At 71.4% G+C, this 21,161-nt stretch carries 16 protein-coding genes; 9 read left to right on the top strand and 7 right to left on the bottom strand.

Translation table 11 applies throughout. The features are described from left to right. Positions 1–116: 116 nt before the first annotated feature. The gene (locus ACYQ1L_RS03465) at positions 117–3,764 is read right to left on the bottom strand and encodes a TM0106 family RecB-like putative nuclease (RefSeq protein WP_460005751.1); all 3,648 of its coding nucleotides are present in this window, start codon (positions 3,762–3,764) and stop codon (positions 117–119) included. A 128-nt stretch (positions 3,765–3,892) separates the two neighbouring features. Then, on the bottom strand, positions 3,893–4,711 hold the full coding sequence (gene nadE / locus ACYQ1L_RS03460; RefSeq protein WP_460002869.1) for an NAD(+) synthase: 819 nt from the start codon (positions 4,709–4,711) through the stop codon (positions 3,893–3,895). 74 nt (positions 4,712–4,785) lie between these two features. Between nadE and ACYQ1L_RS03455 the strand changes: the two genes are divergently transcribed. The 5 genes from ACYQ1L_RS03455 to ACYQ1L_RS03435 all read left to right on the top strand — a co-directional run bounded on the left by ACYQ1L_RS03455 (position 4,786) and on the right by ACYQ1L_RS03435 (position 10,436). Beyond that, entirely contained in the window at positions 4,786–5,343 is a 558-nt protein-coding gene (locus ACYQ1L_RS03455) for a phosphorylase family protein (protein ID WP_460002868.1), read from the top strand. 90 nt (positions 5,344–5,433) lie between these two features. Further along, positions 5,434–7,038, top strand: a complete 1,605-nt coding sequence (locus tag ACYQ1L_RS03450) for a carboxyl transferase domain-containing protein (RefSeq protein WP_460002867.1) — start codon at positions 5,434–5,436, stop codon at positions 7,036–7,038. Between the two features lie 4 nt (positions 7,039–7,042). Beyond that, positions 7,043–9,079 carry an acetyl/propionyl/methylcrotonyl-CoA carboxylase subunit alpha gene (locus ACYQ1L_RS03445; protein WP_460002866.1) on the top strand — a complete coding sequence of 679 codons (2,037 nt, stop codon included), beginning with the start codon at positions 7,043–7,045 and terminating at the stop codon, positions 9,077–9,079. Continuing rightward, positions 9,076–9,594: a MaoC family dehydratase gene (locus tag ACYQ1L_RS03440; RefSeq protein WP_460002865.1), complete on the top strand. Its 519-nt coding sequence runs from the start codon at positions 9,076–9,078 to the stop codon at positions 9,592–9,594. Before ACYQ1L_RS03445 ends, ACYQ1L_RS03440 begins: the two co-directional genes overlap by 4 nt. Beyond that, entirely contained in the window at positions 9,594–10,436 is an 843-nt protein-coding gene (locus tag ACYQ1L_RS03435) for an HpcH/HpaI aldolase/citrate lyase family protein (RefSeq protein WP_460002864.1), read from the top strand. The genes ACYQ1L_RS03440 and ACYQ1L_RS03435 overlap by 1 nt, the downstream gene beginning before the upstream one ends. Before the next feature lie 30 nt (positions 10,437–10,466). On the opposite strand, the gene ACYQ1L_RS03430 is transcribed toward ACYQ1L_RS03435, so the two are convergent. From ACYQ1L_RS03430 to ACYQ1L_RS03415, 4 genes are all read right to left on the bottom strand, one after another. Next, positions 10,467–12,083 carry an alkaline phosphatase family protein gene (locus tag ACYQ1L_RS03430; protein WP_460002863.1) on the bottom strand — a complete coding sequence of 539 codons (1,617 nt, stop codon included), beginning with the start codon at positions 12,081–12,083 and terminating at the stop codon, positions 10,467–10,469. 166 nt (positions 12,084–12,249) lie between these two features. After that, positions 12,250–13,884, bottom strand: a complete 1,635-nt coding sequence (locus ACYQ1L_RS03425) for a phospholipase C (RefSeq protein WP_460002862.1) — start codon at positions 13,882–13,884, stop codon at positions 12,250–12,252. Positions 13,885–14,045: 161 nt separating this feature from the next. Then, the gene (locus ACYQ1L_RS03420; RefSeq protein ID WP_460002861.1) at positions 14,046–15,170 is read right to left on the bottom strand and encodes a DmpA family aminopeptidase; all 1,125 of its coding nucleotides are present in this window, start codon (positions 15,168–15,170) and stop codon (positions 14,046–14,048) included. Beyond that, positions 15,167–16,489 carry an APC family permease gene (locus ACYQ1L_RS03415; protein WP_460002860.1) on the bottom strand — a complete coding sequence of 441 codons (1,323 nt, stop codon included), beginning with the start codon at positions 16,487–16,489 and terminating at the stop codon, positions 15,167–15,169. Before ACYQ1L_RS03415 ends, ACYQ1L_RS03420 begins: the two co-directional genes overlap by 4 nt. Between ACYQ1L_RS03415 and ACYQ1L_RS03410 the strand changes: the two genes are divergently transcribed. Next, positions 16,461–17,078, top strand: a complete 618-nt coding sequence (locus tag ACYQ1L_RS03410) for a TetR/AcrR family transcriptional regulator (protein ID WP_460002859.1) — start codon at positions 16,461–16,463, stop codon at positions 17,076–17,078. The genes ACYQ1L_RS03415 and ACYQ1L_RS03410 overlap by 29 nt on opposite strands. Before the next feature lie 9 nt (positions 17,079–17,087). On the opposite strand, the gene ACYQ1L_RS03405 is transcribed toward ACYQ1L_RS03410, so the two are convergent. Continuing rightward, positions 17,088–17,666 carry a TetR/AcrR family transcriptional regulator gene (locus tag ACYQ1L_RS03405; RefSeq protein ID WP_460002858.1) on the bottom strand — a complete coding sequence of 193 codons (579 nt, stop codon included), beginning with the start codon at positions 17,664–17,666 and terminating at the stop codon, positions 17,088–17,090. A gap of 34 nt (positions 17,667–17,700) precedes the next feature. Here ACYQ1L_RS03405 and ACYQ1L_RS03400 point away from each other — a divergent pair, with 34 nt between their 5' ends. The 3 genes from ACYQ1L_RS03400 to glmS all read left to right on the top strand — a co-directional run bounded on the left by ACYQ1L_RS03400 (position 17,701) and on the right by glmS (position 21,148). Continuing rightward, the gene (locus tag ACYQ1L_RS03400; protein WP_460002857.1) at positions 17,701–18,924 is read left to right on the top strand and encodes an acyl-CoA dehydrogenase family protein; all 1,224 of its coding nucleotides are present in this window, start codon (positions 17,701–17,703) and stop codon (positions 18,922–18,924) included. A gap of 81 nt (positions 18,925–19,005) precedes the next feature. Beyond that, positions 19,006–19,266: a hypothetical protein gene (locus ACYQ1L_RS03395; RefSeq protein WP_460002856.1), complete on the top strand. Its 261-nt coding sequence runs from the start codon at positions 19,006–19,008 to the stop codon at positions 19,264–19,266. A 61-nt stretch (positions 19,267–19,327) separates the two neighbouring features. Next, positions 19,328–21,148 (top strand): glutamine--fructose-6-phosphate transaminase (isomerizing), encoded by a 1,821-nt coding sequence (glmS, locus tag ACYQ1L_RS03390; RefSeq protein WP_460002855.1) that lies wholly within the window; start codon positions 19,328–19,330, stop codon positions 21,146–21,148. The last annotated feature ends 13 nt before the right edge of the window (positions 21,149–21,161 follow it).

Below are 21,161 nucleotides of genomic sequence, written 5' to 3'. Positions count from 1 at the left end.
CGAACCTCACCGATTCGCCCGCTGTCCGAGACATGGTCCGCCGAACGGGACACGTTGGCCACGCGAAGTCGCGCGGGAACCACACCCAGGCCGCGGAGGCGCGAGCGATCTCGGCCTCAGAGTGCATCGGCGCCCTCGGAGGCCCCGGCGGCCACGAGCACCCCGCGCGCATCGGCCGGGACGTCGGCGTCGCGGTCCGCGCCCACGAGATGCGCGAACGCGCTGAGCCGGGCCACACCGTCGGGCGTCCGCGGCAGGTCGTCCAGCAGCGCCGGGGAGTGCACGAGGTACGCGGCGACCTTGGCCCGGGAGATCGCCACGTTCAGCCGGTTCTGCAGCAGCAGGAACTCCGGGCCGCGCGGGGCGTCGCGCCCGCTGGAGGCGGCCAGCGAGGTGATCGACACGACGGCCTCCCGGCCCTGGAAGTTGTCGACCGTCCCCACGGCGACGTCGCCGAACCCGGCCGCGGCCAGCTCGTCGAGGATCAGCTGCTTCTGGGCGTTGTACGGGGCCACCACGATGATGTCCGCCGGACCGAGCGGGCGCGGAGCGGCGCCCTCCATGCCGTCGGTGTAGCTGCGGCCGATGAGATCGCGGACGATGCGGACCACCTCCGCGGCCTCCTCCGGGGCCTGCGTGGCGTTGCCGCGGTGCCGGATGGGCCGCACGTGCAGCCCCGGGTCCACGCCGTCGATCGTGCGGCGCTCCGCTCCGGGCGCCGAGGCGAGCGCACCCGCGTAGGAGAGCTCGGACACCGGGGCCGCCACGGCCGGATGCATGCGCCACGAACGCGCGAGGAAGGATCCGTGGGCCGGGTCGATGACGGCGCGCTCGTGCATCACCCAGCCGAGCGCCGAGGTGTCGACGGGCTCCGGGTGCGTGCCCTGGCTCACCTGGGGCAGCTGCTGCGGATCCCCGAGCAGCAGCAGCCGCTGGGCGGCGGCGGCCACGGCGATGGTCGAGGCGAGGGAGAACTGGCCGGCCTCGTCGATGACGAGGAGGTCGAGCTCGCCGCGCTCCACGCGCTTCGTGTTCGAGAAGTCCCACGCGGTGCCTCCGACGACGCAGCCGAGGCCCGCGGCACGCTGCTCCGCGAGGTAGCCGGCCATGCCGTCCTTGCGGATCGCGGTGAAGATCGGATCCGCCTGCGGATCCTTCGGCGCCTTCACGACCTGGGCCGCGGGCACCCCGGCCTCGACCACCCGGTCCAGCAGGTTCTCCACGATCGCGTGCGACTGGGCGACCACGCCGATGCGGTACCCATGCTCGTTCACGAGCCGGGCGATCACGTGCGACGCGGTGTAGGTCTTACCCGTGCCGGGAGGCCCTTGCACCGCGAGGTAGCTGCGATCGAGGTCGAGCACGCCGCGCACGATGGCGTCCGCCGCGTCGCCGTCGGCGACGGGGATGGGCGCTCCCGAGACGGTCCGCGGCACGGCTCGGCGCAGCACGTCCGTGGCCGCGTCCTCGGGGAACCCGGGCGCCGCATCGAGCACCGCCTGCGCCCACTCCTCGATCGTCGCCTGCAGCGAGTTCACCCGGGGCGGCGCCGCGGGCGTGAGCGCGAGGGGCAGCTCGTCCCAGGTCTGGCCGCCCACGGAGCGCTCGCGGATCCGGTATCCGTCCTCGAGCACCTCGACGATCTCGACCTCGTGCGGCACGTGGATCACGCGCGACGGGAACTCCCCGAAGAACGGCGGCGGAGAGGCGTACAGCGCGAACGGGCTCCCGCCGACGCCGACCGTGCTGCCGGGAGCGACCTCCCCGCGCAGGTCGACGAGCCGGGTGATGGCGCGCGCCCTCTCCTCCTGCCCCCAGTCCTGGACGAGCACCGAGCGATCCGGGTCCACGCGGAGCACGTCACGGGTCGACTCCCACAGCGTCACCGGCTCGCGCAGCCGCTGGAAGTGCGCGATCCAGAAGCTCTTCGCCTCCCGCGGGAAGTAGTCGATCGCGGCCGCGGCCACCCGGTGCGTCTGGCCGGCCTGCTCCAGTGCGGCGCCGGTGGCACCCGCGTCACGGGCGGCGGCGTGCACCCGCTGCGCCTCGGCCTGCAGGGCGAGCGAGAGCGGTGCAGGCTCGTACGCGCGGGTCTCCGGCTCGTCCGGCGGGGCCGGCAGCACGCCGGCCTGGCGGGCGAGGCCGACGAGCCAGTTGCGCAGGCGCCGGGTCGACACGCAGTCGTAGCGGTTGTAATCGGCCAGGTCGGCGAGGATCGCCTCGGCCTCGGCGGAGCGGCCGGCAGCGGCGAGGCCGCGCGCCTGCACGTACTGCACGATCGAGTCGTCGCCCTTCTGCACGTCGCTCGTGCGCACTTCGGCGCCCATGTAGAGCGGCTCGAGCTTCTTGATCGAGTACGACCGGGATCCGACCCGCACCGTGCGCAGCACGAGCGGGTAGAGGTCGACGAAGACGCCCTCGCGGAGAAGCCGGTCGACCTCCGCCTCGCCGACGCCGTACCGCTCCGCCATGTTCTGCAGGTGCGCGGTCTCGTACGGCGCGTAGTGGTAGATGTGCATGTCCGGGTGCGCGGCGCGGCGTGCGGCCACGAAGTCGAGGAAGTCGCGCAGCGCCTGCTTCTCCGCCGCGAAGTCGTGCGCCCACAGCGCCGTGTACTGCTCGGCGTCGTCGACCCAGCCGAAGAGGTAGTCCAGCCCCCAGGGCTGCCCCTCCCCCGGTTCGGTGTAGAGCGGGTCGCCCTCGAAGTCGAAGAACAGGTCGCCGCGGCTGGGGCGCGGCATCAGGCCGATCGCCGCGGCCGAGACGACCTCGAACGGCGGCGCCGGGTGCTCCTCGGTCGCGTCGGCCTCGGTCTCGCCGGCCTCCTCCGCGACCATCGCGGTGAGCTGCAGCCGGGCCTGCGCGCGCAGCGCCTCGAACGTCTCCGCGCTCATGCCCTCCGGAGCATCCGCGGCGGCGGCGAGCTCATCGATGGTCGCGATCCCGGCGGCGCGCAGGCGGGCGCGCTGCACCGGCCGCATGCGGGCGACGAGCAGCAGGTCCCGGTGCGCCACGACCTCGGCCTCGCACGTGGCGCAGCGTCCGCAGGCGACGACCTGCAGGTCGCCCCGGTCGTCGCCCCAGGCGAGCGGCGCGCCCGCGGCGCCCTCGTCCACGCGGCGGTCGGCGATGAGCGCGCGCAGCCGAGCGCGCCGCACGTGGAACAGCGGCAGCAGGTCGCGCACGGCGTGCGTCGAGATGCTGCGATCGCCGAGGATCAGGTCGACCTCGTCCGAGCGGGGGATGCCGAGCCGGTCGAGCTGGTCCACGTATGCCGCCAGCTGCATGAGCGCTGTCACGCGCGCCGTACGGGCGAGCTTGGAGTCCTGCACGCGCCAGCGGCCGTCGTCGTCGCGCCGCAGGAAGTCCGCGAATCCCACGAACTCCGGAGTCGAGAACGCGGCCTGGTAGATCACGGTCGCGTCCGATCGCAGTGCACGCACGGTGTCGGCGACCACCTCCGCCAGCGCCTCGGCATCGGTCGACGACACCTTGGGCAGCGCGACGACACCCGGCCCGCCCGATGCGGAGGACCCGAAGCGGGAGACGTACTCGTCCAGCACGACGAGCTCGTGCGCGTCGCCCATCGCCGCAGCCCGCGCCAGCGTGGCGTCCTCCGGATCCTCGACCGGCGCGACGCGGCCGAGCTTCGCGTCGAGGGCGCGCGCCCAGGCGAACTCGCACTCCGCAGCGAGCTTCAGATCCGACGCGCTCCAGATCACCCGTGGGCGGGCGTCTGCGACGCCGCCGTCGTCCGATCCGATGCCGCCGGATCCGGAAGGGATGATCACACGCACGAAGGCTCCTGTCGTTCGGGGCGACCGATCAGGCCGTCGCTTCGACCCTAGACGGGGGCGGGGACATCACCGGCCGGCGGCCGGGCGGCAGAGGCTCAGCGCCACCAGGTGTCGTCGGGCGTGACCGGCTGGCGGCGCTTGTGCTCGGTGGCGAGGTAGCGCGCCTCGATGCGCTCGGCCACGCTTGCCTCGACCGGCCGCCCCTCCAGGTAGTCGTCGATCTGCACGTAGGTGAGACCGAGCTCGTCCTCGTCCGCGCGCCCCGGCGTGCCGTCGAGCAGATCGGCGGTCGGCACCTTGTAGGCGAGGCGGTCGGGTGCGCCGAGCTCGAGCAGCAGGGCGCGGCCCTGGCGCTTCGTGAGCCCGGTGAGGGGGGTGAGGTCGCACGCGCCGTCGCCGAACTTCGTGAAGAACCCGGTCACGGCCTCCGCCGCGTGGTCGGTGCCGATCACGAGCATGCCGCGCTGCCCCGCGATCGCGTACTGGGTGACCATGCGCAGGCGCGCCTTGATGTTGCCGCGGTGGAAGTCGGCGACGTCCTCCAGCCCGGCGGCCTCGAGGTCGCTCTCGAGCCCGTCGACGCCGTGCTCGATGTTGACCTCGATGCCCTCGTCCGCGGCGATGAACGCCATGGCGGCCGCCGCGTCCTCGGCGTCGTGCTGCACCCGGTACGGCAGGCGCACGGCGATGAACGTCGCGTCGCCGCCCTCGGCGCGGACCTTCTCGACGGCCAGCTGCGCCAGACGCCCCGCGAGGGTCGAGTCCTGCCCGCCGGAGATGCCGAGCACGTACCCCTTCGCGCCCGTGCGCCGCAGGTAGTCGACGAGGAAGCCGACGCGTCGGTCGATCTCGGCGACAGGGTCGATGTCGGGGCGGACCCCGAGGTCGGCGGCGATGTCCTGCTGCAGCGTCATGCTTCTCCTTCGGTCGTGGATCCAGTATCCAACGACGACGTTTCGCGTGTGTGAACATGCGGGAGGATGGATCCATGAGACTCCTCGTCGCCGCCCTCGCCTCCGAACTGCAGGCCTTCCCCGCGGAGCTCCCGGGCTTCGACCGGCTCGTCACGGGCCCCGGCAAGCTCAAGGCGACCTACGGTCTCACCCGCGCGCTCGACGCCACCGCGTACGAGGAGGTCGTCGTCGTCGGCACCGCGGGCGGCGTGGATCCCTCCCTTCCGGGCGGCGTGTACGAGATCACCGCCGCGATCCAGCACGACGTGCAGGACCTCGACGGCGTGATCGGCCAGCACGTCTCGCTGCCGCCCCGCGTGGCGACCGGGCGCGACGGCCTGGTCATCGCGACCGGTGACAGCTTCGTCGACGATGCGGCCGCGGTCGAGCGGATCCGAGGGCTCGGCGGCGTGCTCGTCGACATGGAGACCTACGCGTACGTGTGGGTCGCCGACCAATTCGGCGTGCCGATCCGGGTGCTCCGCGCGATCTCGGACACCGCGCAGGACGGCGCCACTACCGTGTGGGACGAGACGGTGGCGGCCTGCAGCGTGCAGCTGCGCGAGCGGATCCTCGAGGACTACGGGATCTGATCCCGCGGCACCCCTCCGCACCGGCCGTGGACATTTCAGTTAACGCTCGCTAATCTGATTCCGAGTCCACGACCGTTGCGAAGTCGCCCAATGGAGGGTGCCGTGTCCGAATCATCCGCGCCGACGTACCGCGAGCTCGTCGACGAACTGCGGGCGCGTCATGCCGAGGTCGCACTCGGCGGCCCTGAGAAGGCGCGACTGCGGCACACCGAGCGCGGCAAGCTTCTGGTGCGCGATCGGATCGACCACCTGCTCGACACGGGCAGCCCGTTCCTCGAGGTCGCGCCGCTCGCCGGCTACGGCATGTACGACGGCGACGCGCCCTCCGGCGGCGTGGTCGCGGGGATCGGGCTGATCCACGGCCGGCGCGTCATGGTGGTCGCCAACGACGCCACCGTCAAGGGCGGAACCTACTACCCGATCACCGTGAAGAAGCACCTGCGGGCGCAGGAGATCGCTGCGGAGAATCGACTGCCCTGCGTCTACCTCGTCGATTCCGGCGGCGCGTTCCTGCCGATGCAGGACGAGGTGTTCCCCGACCGCGACCACTTCGGCCGCATCTTCTACAACCAGGCCCGCATGTCGCGCGACGGGATCCCGCAGATCGCGGCCGTGATGGGATCCAGCACCGCGGGCGGCGCGTACGTGCCCGCCATGAGCGACGAGACCGTGATCGTGCGCAACCAGGGCACGATCTTCCTCGGCGGGCCGCCGCTCGTGAAGGCGGCGACCGGCGAGTTCGTCACGGCCGAGGAACTCGGCGGCGGCGAGGTGCACACCCGGATCTCGGGCGTGGCCGATCACCTCGCGGAGAACGACGAGCACGCGCTGCAGATCGTCCGCGACATCGTGGCGACCCTTCCGGAGCCCTCTCCCCTGGCCGAGCCGCCGGCAGCGGTCGCGGATCCGCCCGCCGTCGACCTGCTCGACGTGGTCCCCGTCGAGCTCACGGTGCCCTACGACGCGCGCGAGATCATCCGCGGCATCGTCGACGGCGGGGAGTTCGCGGAGTTCAAGCCCGAGTACGGCACCACGCTCGTCACCGCGTTCGCGCGCATCCACGGGCACCGCATCGGGATCATCGCGAACAACGGGGTGCTGTTCGGGGAGTCCGCGCTCAAGGGCGCGCACTTCATCCAGCTCTGCGAGCAGCGCCGCACGCCGCTGCTGTTCCTGCAGAACATCACCGGCTTCATGGTCGGCCGCGAGTACGAGGCGAACGGGATCGCCAAGCACGGCGCGAAGATGGTCAACGCCGTCGCCACCACGTCGGTGCCCAAGCTCACCGTCGTCGTGGGCGGATCCTTCGGCGCCGGCACCTACTCGATGTGCGGGCGCGCGTACTCGCCGCGGTTCCTGTGGCTCTGGCCCGGCGCCCGGGTCTCGGTCATGGGCGGTCCGCAGGCCGCGTCCGTGCTCTCGACGGTGCGGCGCGACCAGATCGAGGCGGCAGGCGGATCCTGGTCGGCCGAGGAGGAGGCCGCCTTCCAGGCCCCGATCCGCGCCGCCTACGAGGAGCAGGGCAGCCCGTACTACTCCACCGCGCGGCTGTGGGACGACGGGATCATCGAGCCCGGCCAGACCCGCGACGTGCTCGGCCTCGCGCTCGACGTGATCCTGCGCACCCCTTCGACCGATGCGCCCGTCGCCGGCGCGGCCGCGCCGCAGCCCGGTTACGGCGTCTTCCGGATGTGACCCGATGACCGACACCGCCCTCCGCCGCACTGAGCCCGTCGACGTGTTCGACACCGTCCTCATCGCCAACCGCGGCGAGATCGCCTGCCGCATCATCCACACCCTGCGCCGCCTCGGGATCCGCTCGGTCGCGGTCTACAGCGAGGCCGACGCCGGATCCCGGCATGTGGCCCTCGCCGACGTCGCGGTGCGGATCGGCCCCGCCCCCGCCGCGCAGAGCTACCTCGACATCGACGCCGTGATCGCGGCCGCCCGCGCGACCGGCGCCCAGGCGATCCACCCCGGGTACGGCTTCCTCGCCGAGAACGCGGCTTTCGCCCAGGCCTGCGCCGACGCCGGGATCGTGTTCATCGGCCCCACGGCGGAGGCGATACGCACGATGGGCGACAAGATCACCGCGAAGCTGGCCGTCACCGACCGCGGTGTGCCGACCGTCCCCGGCCTCGCCCGCGCCGGGCTCACCGATGCCGAGCTCGTCGCCGCAGCGCAGGAGATCGGCTTCCCGCTGCTCATCAAGCCGTCCGCCGGCGGCGGCGGCAAGGGCATGCACGTCGTGACGCAGGCGTCAGAGCTCGAGGGCGCGATCGCGGCCGCCCGGCGCGAGGCCGCGGCGAGCTTCGGCGACGACGCGCTGTTCCTGGAGCGCTACCTCACCACGCCGCGGCACATCGAGGTGCAGGTCCTCGCCGACGCGCACGGGAACGTGGTGCACCTCGGCGAGCGCGAGTGCTCGCTGCAGCGCCGGCATCAGAAGGTCATCGAGGAGGCGCCCTCTCCGCTGCTCGACGAGCGGACGCGCGCGGCGATCGGCGCCGCCGCGTGCGAGACGGCCCGCAGCGTGGACTACCGCGGCGCCGGCACGGTGGAGTTCATCGTGGAGTCCGCACGGCCGCAGGAGTTCTTCTTCATGGAGATGAACACCCGGCTGCAGGTCGAGCACCCGGTCACGGAGCAGATCACGGGCCTGGATCTCGTGGAGCAGCAGCTGCGCATCGCCGCCGGCGCGCCGCTCGCCTTCACCCAGGGCGACGTGCGGCTGCACGGTCACAGCATCGAGGCGCGCGTGTACGCCGAGGATCCGTCGGCCGGGTTCCTGCCCACGGGCGGCCGGGTCGAGCGCGTGATCCATCCGGCCGGCGAGGGGATCCGGATCGACACGGCCATCGCCGACGGCCTCGACGTCTCCACCGACTACGACCCGATGCTCGCGAAGGTCATCGCGCACGGCGCCGACCGCGACCAGGCCCGGCGCCGCCTCATCGCGGCACTCGACGAGACCGCCGTGTTCGGCTTCCCCACGAACGTCGAGTTCGTGCGGGCGCTGCTCGAGCTGCCCGAGGTCGCGGCCGGCGACCTCGACACGGACCTCATCGCCCGGCGCTTCGACGACCTCGCGTTCGCCGAGCCCGACGCCCGGGTCTTCGCCGAGGCAGCCCTGCTGCTCGATGCATCGCACGGCGGGGTCCCTTCGACGAGCTCAGGGACCGGGCCGTGGGCGCGCCGGGACGGCTGGCGCCTGGGCGCAGCCGCGCCCCGGCGGTACGCGCTGGTCTGCGGCGAGCATCGCGCGGAGGTGCTCATCACCGGATCCGGATCCGGTCTGGTCGTCGCGGTCGACGGCGCCCCGGCGGCACCCGCGACGCTGCACGCCGGCGACGACCTCCGCCGCACGATCACGATCGACGGGATCACGCGCATGGTCGCAGGGCTCGCGGCCGGATCCGGCCGGGTCTCGATCGCGCACGGCGGCGCCGTGTTCGAGGTGGCCGTGGAGCGCCGCATGCACGCCGGCGGCGATGCCGCCGAGAGCCGGCCGCACCTGGACTCCCCCATGCCGGGCACCGTCGTGCTCGTGCACGCGGCGGACGGCGCGCACGTCGACGCGGGCGACCCCGTGCTCGTGGTCGAGGCGATGAAGATGGAGCACGTGCTGCGCGCCGGCGTCGCCGGCACCGTGACCCTGCACGCGGCGCAGGGCGACGCGGTGGCGCGCGGCCAGACGCTCGCCACCATCACGCCGGACGCAGAGGAGGCGCCATGAGCCGCACGGAGCGACCAGAAGGAGACGGCGTGAGCGGGAAGCGCATCGAGCAGCGCGGGCTGTACTTCGAGGAGTTCGAGGAGGGCGCCGTCTACCTGCATCGCCCGGGGCGCACGGTCACCGAGGCGGACAATGTGCTGTTCACCACGCTCACCATGAACACGCAGGCGCTGCATCTCGATGCGGCGTGGAGCGCCGGCACCGAATTCGGCGAGCGCCTCGTGAACAGCATGTTCACCCTCTCCACGCTCGTGGGCCTCTCGGTGGCCCAGCTCACCATGGGCACGATCGTGGCGAACCTCGGCTTCTCCGACGTCTCCTTCCCGGCGCCCGTGCGGATCGGCGACACTCTGTACGCGGAGACCCTGATCGTCTCGAAGCGGCTGTCGTCGTCGCGGCCGGGGCAGGGGATCGTCGAGCTCGCCCATACCGGCCGCAACCAGGACGGCGCCGTCGTGGCCCGGGCCACCCGGTCGACACTCATGCAGTGCCTCCCGAAGACGGCGAGCGACTGATGGCCGCTCCCTCCGACGCCCTGACCAGCCGTCCGTTCTCCGGACCCGCGCTGCTGTTCTGCCCGGCCGACCGCGACGACCGGTATGCGAAGGCGCTCGCCGCCGCGGACGGGGTGATCCTGGATCTGGAGGACGCGGTCGCCCCCGACGACAAGCCGGCCGCCCGGGAGCGGCTGGTCGCGTCCGCGCTGGACCCGGAGCGCACGATCGTGCGCGTGAACCCGGCCGGCACCCCCGATCACGTGCTCGACCTCGCGGCCCTCGCCCGCACGCCGTACCGCACCGCGATGCTGGCCAAGGCCGAAGCCGCCGCGGATCTGGACGCGCTGCACGCCGCGGGCCTGCGGGTGCTGGCGCTGTGCGAGACGGCGCGCGGAGTCGTGCACGCCGAGGAGATCGCCGCCCATCCCGCGACGGCCGGGCTGATGTGGGGCGCCGAGGATCTCGTCGCGAGCATGGGCGGACGCTCGAGCCGCCTCACCGCGGGCCCGCGCGCCGGCCGCTACCGCGACGTCGCCCGGCATGCGCGCTCCCGGGTGCTGCTGGCTGCGAAGGGGTTCGACCGGGCCGCGATCGACTCCGTCCACCTCGACATCGCCGATATCGACGGTCTCCGCGCCGAGGTGGCGGACGCCGCGGCGAGCGGTTTCGATGCGACGGCGTGCATCCATCCGAGCCAGGTCGCCGTGATCCGGCAGGGGTACGCCGCGACGCCGGAGGAGCGGGCGTGGGCCGAGCGCGTGCTCGCCGAGGCCGAGCGTCAGCCCGGGGTGTTCCGGTTCGAGGGCCGGATGGTCGACGAGCCCGTGCTGCGTCAGGCCCGGGCGATCCTCGGGCGCTGAGTCAGCGCGCCCGAGGATCACCCCGCCCGGCTAGCCGTCCAGCCCCAGCCGGATCCCCGCGAAGAGCGGGTTCACCGCAGCGTCATGGCTGCCGAGCGGGTCGAGGTGGTACGACTTCTCGATCGTCGCGAGGATCGAGGTCGTGTCGTACTGGGTGTGGTCGACGCTCGATGCGGCGAACTTGCTGCTGATCAGCAGGGCCGGGATCCGGGTGCCAGGGCCCCACTTGTCCACGACGGGCGGTGCGACGTGGTCGGCCTGTCCGCCGAACTCGTCGTAGGTGACGACGATGAGCGTGTCCTTGGCGTCCGGGCCGTTCGTGATCGTCTTGATCAGGTCGACGAGGTGATCGGATCCGTCCGGCTCGCTCGCGTATCCGGGGTGCTCGTTCTCGTCGCCGTAGGGCTTCACGAAGCTCACCGTGGGCAGCGTCCCGTTCTGCGCGGCCGCGATGAAGTTCTTCTCGTCCTGCAGGTGCGCCCGACCGGGCTGGCCCGGCGCGTATGCGGCGAAGTAGTTGAACGGCTGGTGGTGGTACTGGAAGTTCACACCGGGGTGCCCGGCTTCCGCGTCATCCCATCCGCCGGAGTACCAGTTCCATGACAGGCCCGCGGCGGTCAGCCGGTCCCCGATGTTCGGGTACTGGGTGTCGTCGATGAGCGGCAGCCGGGTGCCGTTGTTGTGCGGCGCGGATGCGGGCTGGATCGTGTTGATCGCGAAGTTGCCGCACGCCGCGGCGTAGTCGTTGCCGCCGCCGGGGCAGGCCTGCGTCCACTGCGTGTCCTTGACCGGACCGGTGGCCGTGTACTGCGGGTAGTTGTTCGGCATGCCGTTCGCGTCGAGCACCGAGTTCGCGACCGTGGCCGTGGTGTCGAGCGGCGTGCGTGCGGCGATGAGCCACTGGTGGTTCAGGAAGGATCCGCCGAACGCGGCCTGGAAGAAGTTGTCCGCGACGACGTAGTTCGGTGCGCCGTCGGCGTGCAGGTACTGGTAGATCGGCAGCTTCGTGGTGTCGTACTGTCCCTGGGTCAGACCGACGGCGTCGGATCCGGTGGTGTACCGGTCCATCTTCCCGCCGTCCTGCTGGTACTGCTCCTGGTAGAAGCGGTGCACGAGATCGCGCGTGCAGCCGCCGGGCGCGCCGGTGCCGTTCAGCCATCCGTTGGGCTTGTACGGCGTGCCGGCGACAGCGGGCGGGCAGGTGGTGTCGGTCGGCGCGATGTAGTCGTCGATCGTGAAGGTCTGGTTGTCGAAGTGGCTGGCCGCGATGCCGTGCGTCGCATCCTGACAGGTGTTGGACAGCGGGGGCGAGGTCAGGTTCGCGTCCAGCTGCGGCAGACACGCGTACGGGGTGCCGTCCTGGCCCACCTGGGGCACGCTCTCGGATCCGCGGACGGCGACGCCGCCGACCTCTCCCCACTTGCCGTAGAGGTTGTCGAAGGAGTGGTTCTCCTCGTAGATCACGACGAGGTGCTTGAAGCCGCCGGGGATGGTGCTGGGCCCGCCCTGCGCCGCGCTGCCCTGCCCCGGACTGCCGCCCGGCTTGCCCGGCGAGCCGCCCGGGGCGCCGAGCGCGGCGCTGGCGGGGAGGAGCGAGCCGGCGACGGCGAGAACCGCGACGGCGAGGATGGCGAAGCGCTTGGACACGGATGACCTTGCCTCTGGGTCTGCGCCGGCACAGGCGCCGGACAGAGGGAGAGTAGATCCGCCGCCGCCGGAGGACAAGAGGATCCCCGATCGTTCGCCGAAAGTTCTGCTGCGCCGGGCGCGCGATCCTCGGGCGCAGACCATCGCGCCCGAGGATCGTCCGTGCCTAGTTCTTGGCGCCCGTCTTCGGATCCAGGATCAGCGTCGCGGTCTGCGGGTTCTGGAAGTCGAACAGGTTCGACAGCGATCCGGCCTTGACGTCGAAGGATCCCTGCGCGATCCGGCCCGTGTGCCAGTTGTCCTCGATGAAGCGGAGGATCGACGACTGGTCCGTCTCGGTGTGGTCGACGAAGTTCTGCTTCGCGTAGGGCGAGACCACGATCAGCGGAAGCCGCGGGCCGTGACCGCACTTGCCCTGCTGACCCGCCATCGCCGCGGTGCTCTCGCCGGCGCTCGTGCAGACTCCGTCCCCGTTGAGCGCGTCGAAGCTCGAGCTCGATCCGTTGGTGATCGACGACGCCTGGTGGTCGTACCAGCCGTCCGAGTCGTCATAGGCGATGATCACGGCGGTGCTCGCCCAGTCGGGCGACTGCTGCAGCCGGTTCACCGCGTCGACCACGAAGTTCTGCTCGTCGATCGGGTCGGAGTAGCCGGCGTGACCGTCCTGGTACCCCGGCGCCTTCAGATAGCTGACCGCCGGCAGGTTGTGGGCCGAGACGGCGTTCCAGAAGTCGCTCAGGTCGTACTGGTGATTGGCCTGGTCGGTCTTGCCGATCATGGCGACCGAGGACGGCGGCAGGTGGTGCGGGTTGGAGGTCGACGCGTAGTACTGGAACGGCTCGTGGTGGGGGATGTAGTCGCCCTTCGTGCCGTACGGCAGCGCGCCGGTCTTGCCGGTCCCGCCGAGCGCGGCGCCCACGTTGTGGACCGTGCCGCAGACAGCCGTCCCGTCCGCCTTGCGCGACGACGGTGCGAAGCCGCCCTGGAAGAAGCCCCAGGTCACGCCCTTGTCGTTCAGCAGGTCGCCGATGTTCTTGTTCTTCGGGTCCATGGCCACCGTGTCCCGGGTGGAGCAGTCGTCGTACATCGGCTGCGGGTCGCCGATGACCGTGCCCAGCCCGGCAGCGCCGGCGTTGTCGAGGACCTCGCCCTCGGGGAAGGGCTTGCCGCCCGGCATGGCGGTCTTGGCCACGCCGTAGGTCTGGCCGGACACGAGGTTGAGCGCACCCGGCGTGGACGGGCCGAAGGTCGTGCCGTAGGAGTTGTCGCTCATCGCGAACCGCTGCGCGTAGTTCCACAGACCGGTCACCGAGTTGCCGTCGTAGTAGTCCATGACCAGGCCGTCGGGTCCATAGGTCGGCGCCTTGCACGACGTGCCCGAGCTGACGTTGGTGAACTGGACGAACTTGTCCATTGCGCCGGCGTCGAAGGCCTTCTGCTCGTCGGTGTACTCGTGATCCTGGTCGCAGGTGACCTGCTGGGCGGGCCCGCCGAGTCGCTGGGGGTTCGCCAGGTTCGGGTTGCTGGTCAGGAGCGCCGGGCTCAGGCCGTTCACCGAAGGAGTGTCCGCGGCAGCGTGGAACGTCGTGCCGTCGGTGTTGGCCGCGTTCGGGTAGGTCCCGAAGTAGTGGTCGAACGAGACGTTCTCCTGGAAGATCACGACCACGTGCTTGATCGGGGTCTTCGTGTCCGTGGCCGGCGAGGCCGAGGCCGGTAGGGCCGTGGACAGCAGCAGCGTCGCCGTCGCTGCCGTCGCGAGTGCCACACCCGCCGCGCGGCGGGCTCGGGTGCGTGGGATCATGACAGTCCTCTTCCTGCCCGCGCCGATCGCGGAGCCGACCCCACCCCATCACGCGCCTGTGACGGCCCCGGGGAACTTCGAGTGAACACTCTGTGAACCTGACGGGCCAGGGCTGTTCCGACGGTCGCGCACCCCGGGTGTACGACCGGGCGGGGCCACGGCTACCCGACCTGCAGCAGCTCCTGCACGCGCTCGACCGGCAGGCCTCTCACGCTCTGCTTGTGGCCGACGGTGTCCTCGCCTGCGACGAGCACGTTGAGCACCGCCTCCTCCGTCGCCTCGACCACTGCGGTGTAGAGCGCATCCATCCGCCCCCAGGGCACGGCACGGAGCTCGTCCAGCACGACCGGTTCCCTCTTCACCGGGAACCGACTCGCGAGCGCCCCGGGATTCGCCGTCGAGAACGCGAGGAAGATGTCACCCGAGAAGTGCGACCCCGCCGTCCCGGTGCGGGCGAGGCCGAGCGAGACCCGCCGCGCCATCGCCGTGCACTGACCCGGCAGCAGCGGCGCATCGGTCGCCACGACGACGATGACGCTGCCGGCACCCTGCGGCGGAGCGGCCGTTCCCCCTGCCGGTGCCGGTGCGGCGCCTGCCATCTCCGCGGCCCCCTCGGATTCGAGCACCGACCCCACCGGCACCCCGCGCACGGTCAGCTCCGACATCTCGCCGAAGTTCGCCTGCAGGAGCACGCCGACCGTGTACTCGGCGTCCCCCACGGCGACCCGCCGCGACGCGGTTCCGGATCCCCCCTTGAACCCGTAGCAGATCATGCCGGTGCCGCCGCCGACCGGGCCCTCGGCGACCGCGCCGGCACGGGCCGCGTTCAGCGCGGCGACGGCGTGCTCGGGCCGCACGTGCAGCCCGTTCATGTCGTTCAACCGGCCGTCCCAGGTCTCCGCGACGACCGGCAGGAGCCACTGGTCCGCCGCGCCGGGAACGGTCTCGAGCATCCAGCGGATCGCGCCCTCGTGCGCGGCCCCGACGGAGTGCGTGTTGGTGATCAGCACCGGCGTGCCGAGACTGCCGGACTCGGCGATCCACACGGATCCTGTCATCTCGCCGTTGCCGTTGAGCGAGTGCACACCGGCCGCCACGGGATCCGCCGCGCCGCCGCGGTCGCGCGGCAGGATCGCGGTGACCCCCGTGCGCACGACCGCGGACTCCCGCTGCCCGATGAGCGTGGTGTAGCCGACCTCGACCCCCGGCACGTCGGTGATCGCGTTGTGCGGGCCCGGAACCCCGCTGCCGACCAGACCGAGCTCGCGCGCCCGTGCCCGGCTCATCCGCGCACCTCGTCCTCGAGCTCCTCGTCCGCAGGCAGCGGCAGGGTCCAGCGGTCCGGCTTCCCGCGCAGGTACAGCGCGTAGTAGAGCAGGCCGATCGCGAAGATCCCCACGGCGACGGCGACGGGCACCCAGTCGGCGATCAGGCTCATCACGAGGATCGCGAGGGTGGCGAGCGTCATCAGGATCGGCGCGACGGGCCACAGCGGCATCCGGTACTCGGCAGCGTCGGTGGTGTGGTTGAGCCGCCCGACGAGCGCAGCAAGGCCGACCAGCGCGTAGAGGATGACGATGCCGGCGCTCGTGGCGACGAGCAGGACGGTGAAGGGGACGAGCCAGAGGCAGAGCGCCGCGATCACGCCGACGATGATCGTCGCGACGACCGGGGTGCGCAGCGTCGGGTGGATCCGGCCCAGCGGCCGATTGATCGCGTCGGGCCACGAGCGGTCCCGCGCGGAGGAGAAGAGGGTGCGGCCGAACTGCAGGATGATCGCGAGCACCGCGTTGATCACGGCGACCGCGATCCCGACGCTGACGAGGGTGTTGACGACCGGCCCCGCGCGCTCGGTGAGGAACTGCGTCATCGGCGAGGGCGACGCGACGAGGGCGGCGAGGTCCTTCGACCCCAGGAGCACGGCGATCGTGGGCACGATCTCCGCGACCACCGCGATCAGCAGCGACCAGAGGATCGCGCGTCCGATCGTGGAGCGGGCGTTCTTGGTCTCCTCGGCGTAGTAGACCGCGGCGCCGTAGCCGTTGAACGCGAACAGGGCGGTCGCCGTGTAGGAGACCACGAGGCCGGCGGACGCACTCACGAGCACCCCTCCCGGACCGCTCGTCGCGACCGTCCACAGCGTGGAGATCGGCTGGCTCACGTGCAGGAAGCCCACCACCGTGAGAACGACCAGCGCGCCGATCTCCAGGATCAGGAAGACGCCGGTGACCCACGCGTTGGTCTTGATGCCGAGGCACGCGATCACGGTGGTCACCAGGATCACGACGATCCCGACCCATCCACCACCGAGCGCTTCGGAGAGCACCCCGAGGTACTGCCCCGCACCCGAGGCGATCACGCCGATGATCAGCACACCGCTGACGAGGTTCAGCAGGAACAGCCCGAAGCCCCAGGGTTTGCCGAGAGTGCGCGCGACGAACGCGTACTCTCCTCCGGTGATCGGGAAGGCGCTGGAGAGTTCGGCGTAGCACAGGGCGACGAAGACGCCGACGAGCGCGCCGATGAGGAAGGCGAGGGCCGAAGCTCCGCCGATGCCGTTGATGATGGCGGGGACGATGATGAACACGCTCGACGCCGGCGTCACCGCCGAGAGCGTGATCAGGATGTTCTCCTTGAAAGTCAACCCCCGGGAGAGCTGCGCGAACCTGCGCATCCAGGACGTCGCCGAACGGGCCGGGGTGTCCACCGGCACCGTGCACTATCACTTCAACGATCTCGATCAGGTCATCGACGACGTCTACACCTGGGCGTGCGAGCGGTTCTACACGACACGGCTGCAGGCGCTCGCCGAGATCCCGGACGCCCGGGAGCAGCTGGTCGCGATGATCGACGCGGGCATCCCGAAGAGCGAAGATGATGCGCTCGTCATCGCGATGCACGACATCGACCTGTTCCGCCGGGGCAGCGCCACGATGGGTCCGCTGCTGCAGGCGCTCTACGACCGGCAGGTCGCGCTCTACTTCGCCGCGCTGCAGCTCGGGCTGGCGCAGGGGCACTTCCGCCTCGCCGGGCCCATCATCGATCTCGCGCAGAACTTCGTCTCGCTCGAGGACGCCTACGAGCTGCACATCATCAGCGGCAACCGCTCGGCGAGCCCGCGGCGCGCGCGGGAGCTCGTCCTCGGCTACGCCCGCATCGTGACGGGGTGCGCCGAGCTGTCGCTCGGGCACTGAAGGCGATCTTCAGCCGGCGACGAGCACGCGCCGGGCCGCGTCCGAGAGGATCACGCGCTCGTTCGCCGACCCGGCGACGGTGTTGTGCGCCGTCGAGTTCAGCAGTCCGAACACGGCGTGCATCGTGACCCGCCGGTCGGCCGCCGCCAGCTCGGGCCGGATCCGGCCCAGCACCTCGGCCCACACGTCGAGGTACTGGCGCTGGAGCTTGCGCACCTGACGGTTCGCCGCCTTCGGCAGGGTGCCGAGCTCGCGGTCCTGCACCCGGATGACATCACGGTGCGCCAGGGCGAATGCCAGGTGGAAGTCGATGAGGTCGTCCAGCACCTCCCGGTCGGATGCGTGGGGTGCGGTGACGATCTCGGATCCGCCCTGCAGCAGGAACTCGCTGGTGCCGAGCAGGATCTCCTCGAGCATCGCCTCCTTGCTCGGGAAATGCCGGTACAGCGCGGGCCCGGAGACGCCGACCGCGGTGCCGAGCTCGCCGATCGAGACGGCGTGGAATCCGCGGTCCGCGAAGAGCCGGGCGGCGGCGTCGAGGAAGAGCTGCCTCGTGCGCGCCTTCCCCTGCGCCCTCGCGGTGGTCATCCCGCAAGGATACCGATCCTGGACAGTCGCGTGAATGGTCGCTAACATCTATTTCAGTTACCGATCGTTCACTGAGGAGCTGATCTGCGTGTCCGAGGCGATCCCGTCCGAACTCCCCGAGGAGTACCGCGAACTGTCCGCCACGGTGCGCGACTTCGCCGAGCAGGTGGTGGCCCCGGTCTCCGCTCAGCACGATCGGGAGCACAGCTTCCCGTACGAGGTGGTGGCGGGGATGGCGGAGCTGGGCCTGTTCGGCCTGCCCTTCCCCGAGGAGTACGGCGGCATGGGCGGCGACTACTTCGCGCTCTGCCTCGCGCTCGAGGAGCTCGCCAAGGTGGATCAGAGCGTCGCGATCACGCTCGAGGCGGGCGTCTCGCTCGGGGCCATGCCGATCTTCCGGTTCGGCACGGAGGAGCAGAAGCAGCGCTGGCTGCCGTCGCTCGCGGCAGGCACGTCCCTCGGTGCGTTCGGGCTGACCGAGCCCGACGCGGGCAGCGACGCCGGCCGCACGCGCACCACCGCACGCCTGGGCGGCTCGGCAACGGACGGCGAATGGGTGATCAACGGAGCGAAGCAGTTCATCACGAACTCCGGCACCGACATCACCGCCTTCGTCACCGTGACGGCCGTCACCGGCGAGAACGAGCGCGGCAAGGAGATCTCCACGATCATCGTGCCCTCGGGAACCCCGGGCTTCACCGTGGCGCCCCCGTACGACAAGGTCGGCTGGAACGCCTCCGACACGCACGGACTCTCGTTCGACGACGTGCGCGTCCCGGCGGAGAACCTGCTCGGCGAGCGCGGTCGCGGCTATGCGAACTTCCTGCGGATCCTCGACGAGGGCCGCATCGCGATCGCCGCCCTGGCTGTCGGGGCCGCGCAGGGCTGCGTGGACGACGCGGTGCGCTACGCCAAGGAGCGCCAGGCGTTCGGCACGCACATCGGCGGCCACCAGGCGATCGCGTTCAAGATCGCCCGGATGGAGGCCCGCGCGCAGGTCGCCCGCCGCGCGTACTACCACGCCGCCGCCCTGTTGCTGGCGGGCAAGCCGTTCAAGAAGGAGGCGGCGATCGCCAAGCTCGTCGCCGGCGAGGCCGCCATGGACAACGCCCGCGACGCCACGCAGGTGTTCGGCGGCAACGGCTTCATGAACGAGTACCGGGTGGCCCGCCACTACCGCGACTCGAAGATCCTCGAGGTCGGCGAGGGCACCACGGAGGTGCAGCTCATGCTCATCGCCCGCAGCCTCGGACTCTGATCCGTCCTCACATTCGCAAGGATCTGCCCGATTTCGGGCAGATCTTTGTCATTCGCGTCTCTGGATCCGCATACTCGTCTCATGACGGACGATGACCTGATCCACCGGATCGCGGCATCGACCGGTCTCCCGGCGAGCGTCGCCGCGCGGGTCGTCGACGACGTGCTCGCCTGGTACGACGAGCCCGTGGAGGCCTACGTGCGGCGCCGCCATGCCGAACTGCAGCTCTACGGCACGCGCAACGCGGAGGCGTTCGCGCTCATCGCCGCCGAGCTCCGCGACCGCCGCGTGGCGGCCCCGGAGCTGTCCGAACGGCAGCTGCGCCGCATCGTCTACGGCTGAGCGCGCGCCGTCCCCTTCTTCACCGTCCTTCACCGTCACCGAAACCCTGAGGAGCTCCCCCATGTGCGGAATCGTCGGATACATCGGCCACCAGGCCGCGGCCCCCGTCCTCGTCGAAGGCCTCACCCGCCTCGAGTACCGCGGCTACGACTCGGCCGGCCTCGCCGTCCTCGGCGGCAAGGGCACGACAGCGATCCGCCGCGTGGGCCGGGTGCGCGAGCTCGAGGCCGCGCTGCCCAAGCGCCTGTCCGGCACCGTCGGCATCGGGCACACCCGCTGGGCGACGCACGGCCCCGCCGTCGAGCACAACGCGCACCCGCAGCGCAGCCAGGACGGCCGCATCAGCGTGGTGCACAACGGCATCATCGACAACGCAGCGGCGCTGCGCGCCCAGCTCGCCCAGTCCGGGGTCGAGCTGTCCAGCGACACGGACACCGAGGTCATCGCGCACCTCGTCGCCCAGGCCGACGCCCCCACGCTCGAGGAGGCCGTGCTCGCCGCACTCGGCCGGATCACCGGCACCTACGCGCTGGCCGTGCTGGACGAGCAGCACCCGGACCGGATCGTGCTGGCGCGCAGCGGCTCCCCGCTGATCATCGGGGTCGGCGACAAGGAGATGCTGGTCGCGAGCGACGTGGCCGCGCTCGTGCGGCACACCAACCAGGTGGTGCACCTCAACGACGGCGAGCTCGCGACCGTGACGGCGACGAGCTTCCGCACCTTCGACCGAGGCAACAGCCCGACCAGCTCGGAGCCGGTCGAGATCAGCGTGGCCGCGGAGGATCTGGAGCTCAGCGGCTACCAGCACTACATGCTCAAGGAGATCCACGAGCAGCCCGAGGCCGCCGCGACCGTGCTGCGCGGCCGGCTGGACGAGCGGTTCGCCACCGCCCGCCTGGACGGCCTGGGCCTGGATCCGCGCGAGCTGCGCGGCTTCCGCCGGGTGAAGATCCTCGGCTGCGGATCCGCCTACTACGTCGGCCAGCTCGGCGCCCAGCTCATCGAGGACCTCGCACGCATCCCCGCCGATGCCGAGGCCGCCTCCGAGTTCCGCTATCGCCAGCCGATCATCGAGTCGGACACGCTCTACGTCGCGGTCAGCCAGAGCGGCGAGACCGCCGACACCGCGTTCGCCGTCGAGGAGATCAAGCGCAAGGGCGGCCGCGTGATCGGGGTCGTCAACGTCGTCGGCTCGACGATCGCGCGCACCGTCGACGGCGGGATCTACCTGCACGCGGGCCCGGAGATCTCGGTCGCGTCGACCAAGGCGCTCACGAACATGGCGCTCTCCTTCGCCCTGCTGGCCCTGCACCTCGGCCGCCTGCACGACCTGTCGCACGCGGACGGCCAGCGGATCCTCCGCGGCCTGCAGCGGATCCCGGAGCAGATCCGCGAGATCCTGGACAGCACGGAGGCGATCGCCGCGGTCGCCGACGACGTCGCGAAGGCGCAGAGCGCGTTCTACATCGGACGCGTGCGGGGCTTCCCGGTCGCGCGGGAGGGCGCGCAGAAGCTCAAGGAGATCAGCTACATCCACGCGGAGGCCTACCAGGCGAGCGAGCTCAAGCACGGCCCGCTCGCCCTGATCGACCCCGAGATGCCCACGGTCGCCGTGATCCCCGAGGACGAGCTGACCGATCGCAACCTCGCCGCCGCCGAGCAGATCCTCGCACGCAAGGGGCCGCTGATCGCGATCACGCACGCCGGGGTCGACCTCGGCCACCTCGACGTCCGGACGATCGTCGTGCCGAAGAACGAGCCGGAACTGGATCCGATCCTGCTGACGATCCCGACGCAGCTCCTCGCGTACCAGGCTGCCGTGCTCCTGGGTCACGACGTGGACAAGCCGCGGAACCTGGCCAAGTCGGTCACCGTGGAGTGACGCGCACCCGCTC

The sequence above is a fragment of the Microbacterium xylanilyticum genome (assembly GCF_054654695.1).
The sequence above is the reverse complement of the archived record's forward strand: the minus strand, read 5'-3'. Positions and strand labels throughout refer to the sequence as shown.

Bases quoted from the DNA above. Each gene is read 5' to 3' on its own strand.
- nadE (WP_460002869.1), bottom strand. From the start codon at position 4,711: ATGACGCTGCAGCAGGACATCGCCGCCGACCTCGGGGTCCGCCCCGAC.
- ACYQ1L_RS03455 (WP_460002868.1), top strand. From the start codon at position 4,786: ATGAGACTCCTCGTCGCCGCCCTCGCCTCCGAACTGCAGGCCTTCCCC.
- ACYQ1L_RS03450 (WP_460002867.1), top strand. From the start codon at position 5,434: ATGGAGGGTGCCGTGTCCGAATCATCCGCGCCGACGTACCGCGAGCTC.
- ACYQ1L_RS03445 (WP_460002866.1), top strand. From the start codon at position 7,043: ATGACCGACACCGCCCTCCGCCGCACTGAGCCCGTCGACGTGTTCGAC.
- ACYQ1L_RS03440 (WP_460002865.1), top strand. From the start codon at position 9,076: ATGAGCCGCACGGAGCGACCAGAAGGAGACGGCGTGAGCGGGAAGCGC.
- ACYQ1L_RS03435 (WP_460002864.1), top strand. From the start codon at position 9,594: ATGGCCGCTCCCTCCGACGCCCTGACCAGCCGTCCGTTCTCCGGACCC.
- ACYQ1L_RS03425 (WP_460002862.1), bottom strand. From the start codon at position 13,884: ATGATCCCACGCACCCGAGCCCGCCGCGCGGCGGGTGTGGCACTCGCG.
- ACYQ1L_RS03420 (WP_460002861.1), bottom strand. From the start codon at position 15,170: ATGAGCCGGGCACGGGCGCGCGAGCTCGGTCTGGTCGGCAGCGGGGTT.
- ACYQ1L_RS03410 (WP_460002859.1), top strand. From the start codon at position 16,461: ATGATGAACACGCTCGACGCCGGCGTCACCGCCGAGAGCGTGATCAGG.
- ACYQ1L_RS03405 (WP_460002858.1), bottom strand. From the start codon at position 17,666: ATGACCACCGCGAGGGCGCAGGGGAAGGCGCGCACGAGGCAGCTCTTC.
- ACYQ1L_RS03400 (WP_460002857.1), top strand. From the start codon at position 17,701: ATGGTCGCTAACATCTATTTCAGTTACCGATCGTTCACTGAGGAGCTG.
- ACYQ1L_RS03395 (WP_460002856.1), top strand. From the start codon at position 19,006: ATGACGGACGATGACCTGATCCACCGGATCGCGGCATCGACCGGTCTC.
- glmS (WP_460002855.1), top strand. From the start codon at position 19,328: ATGTGCGGAATCGTCGGATACATCGGCCACCAGGCCGCGGCCCCCGTC.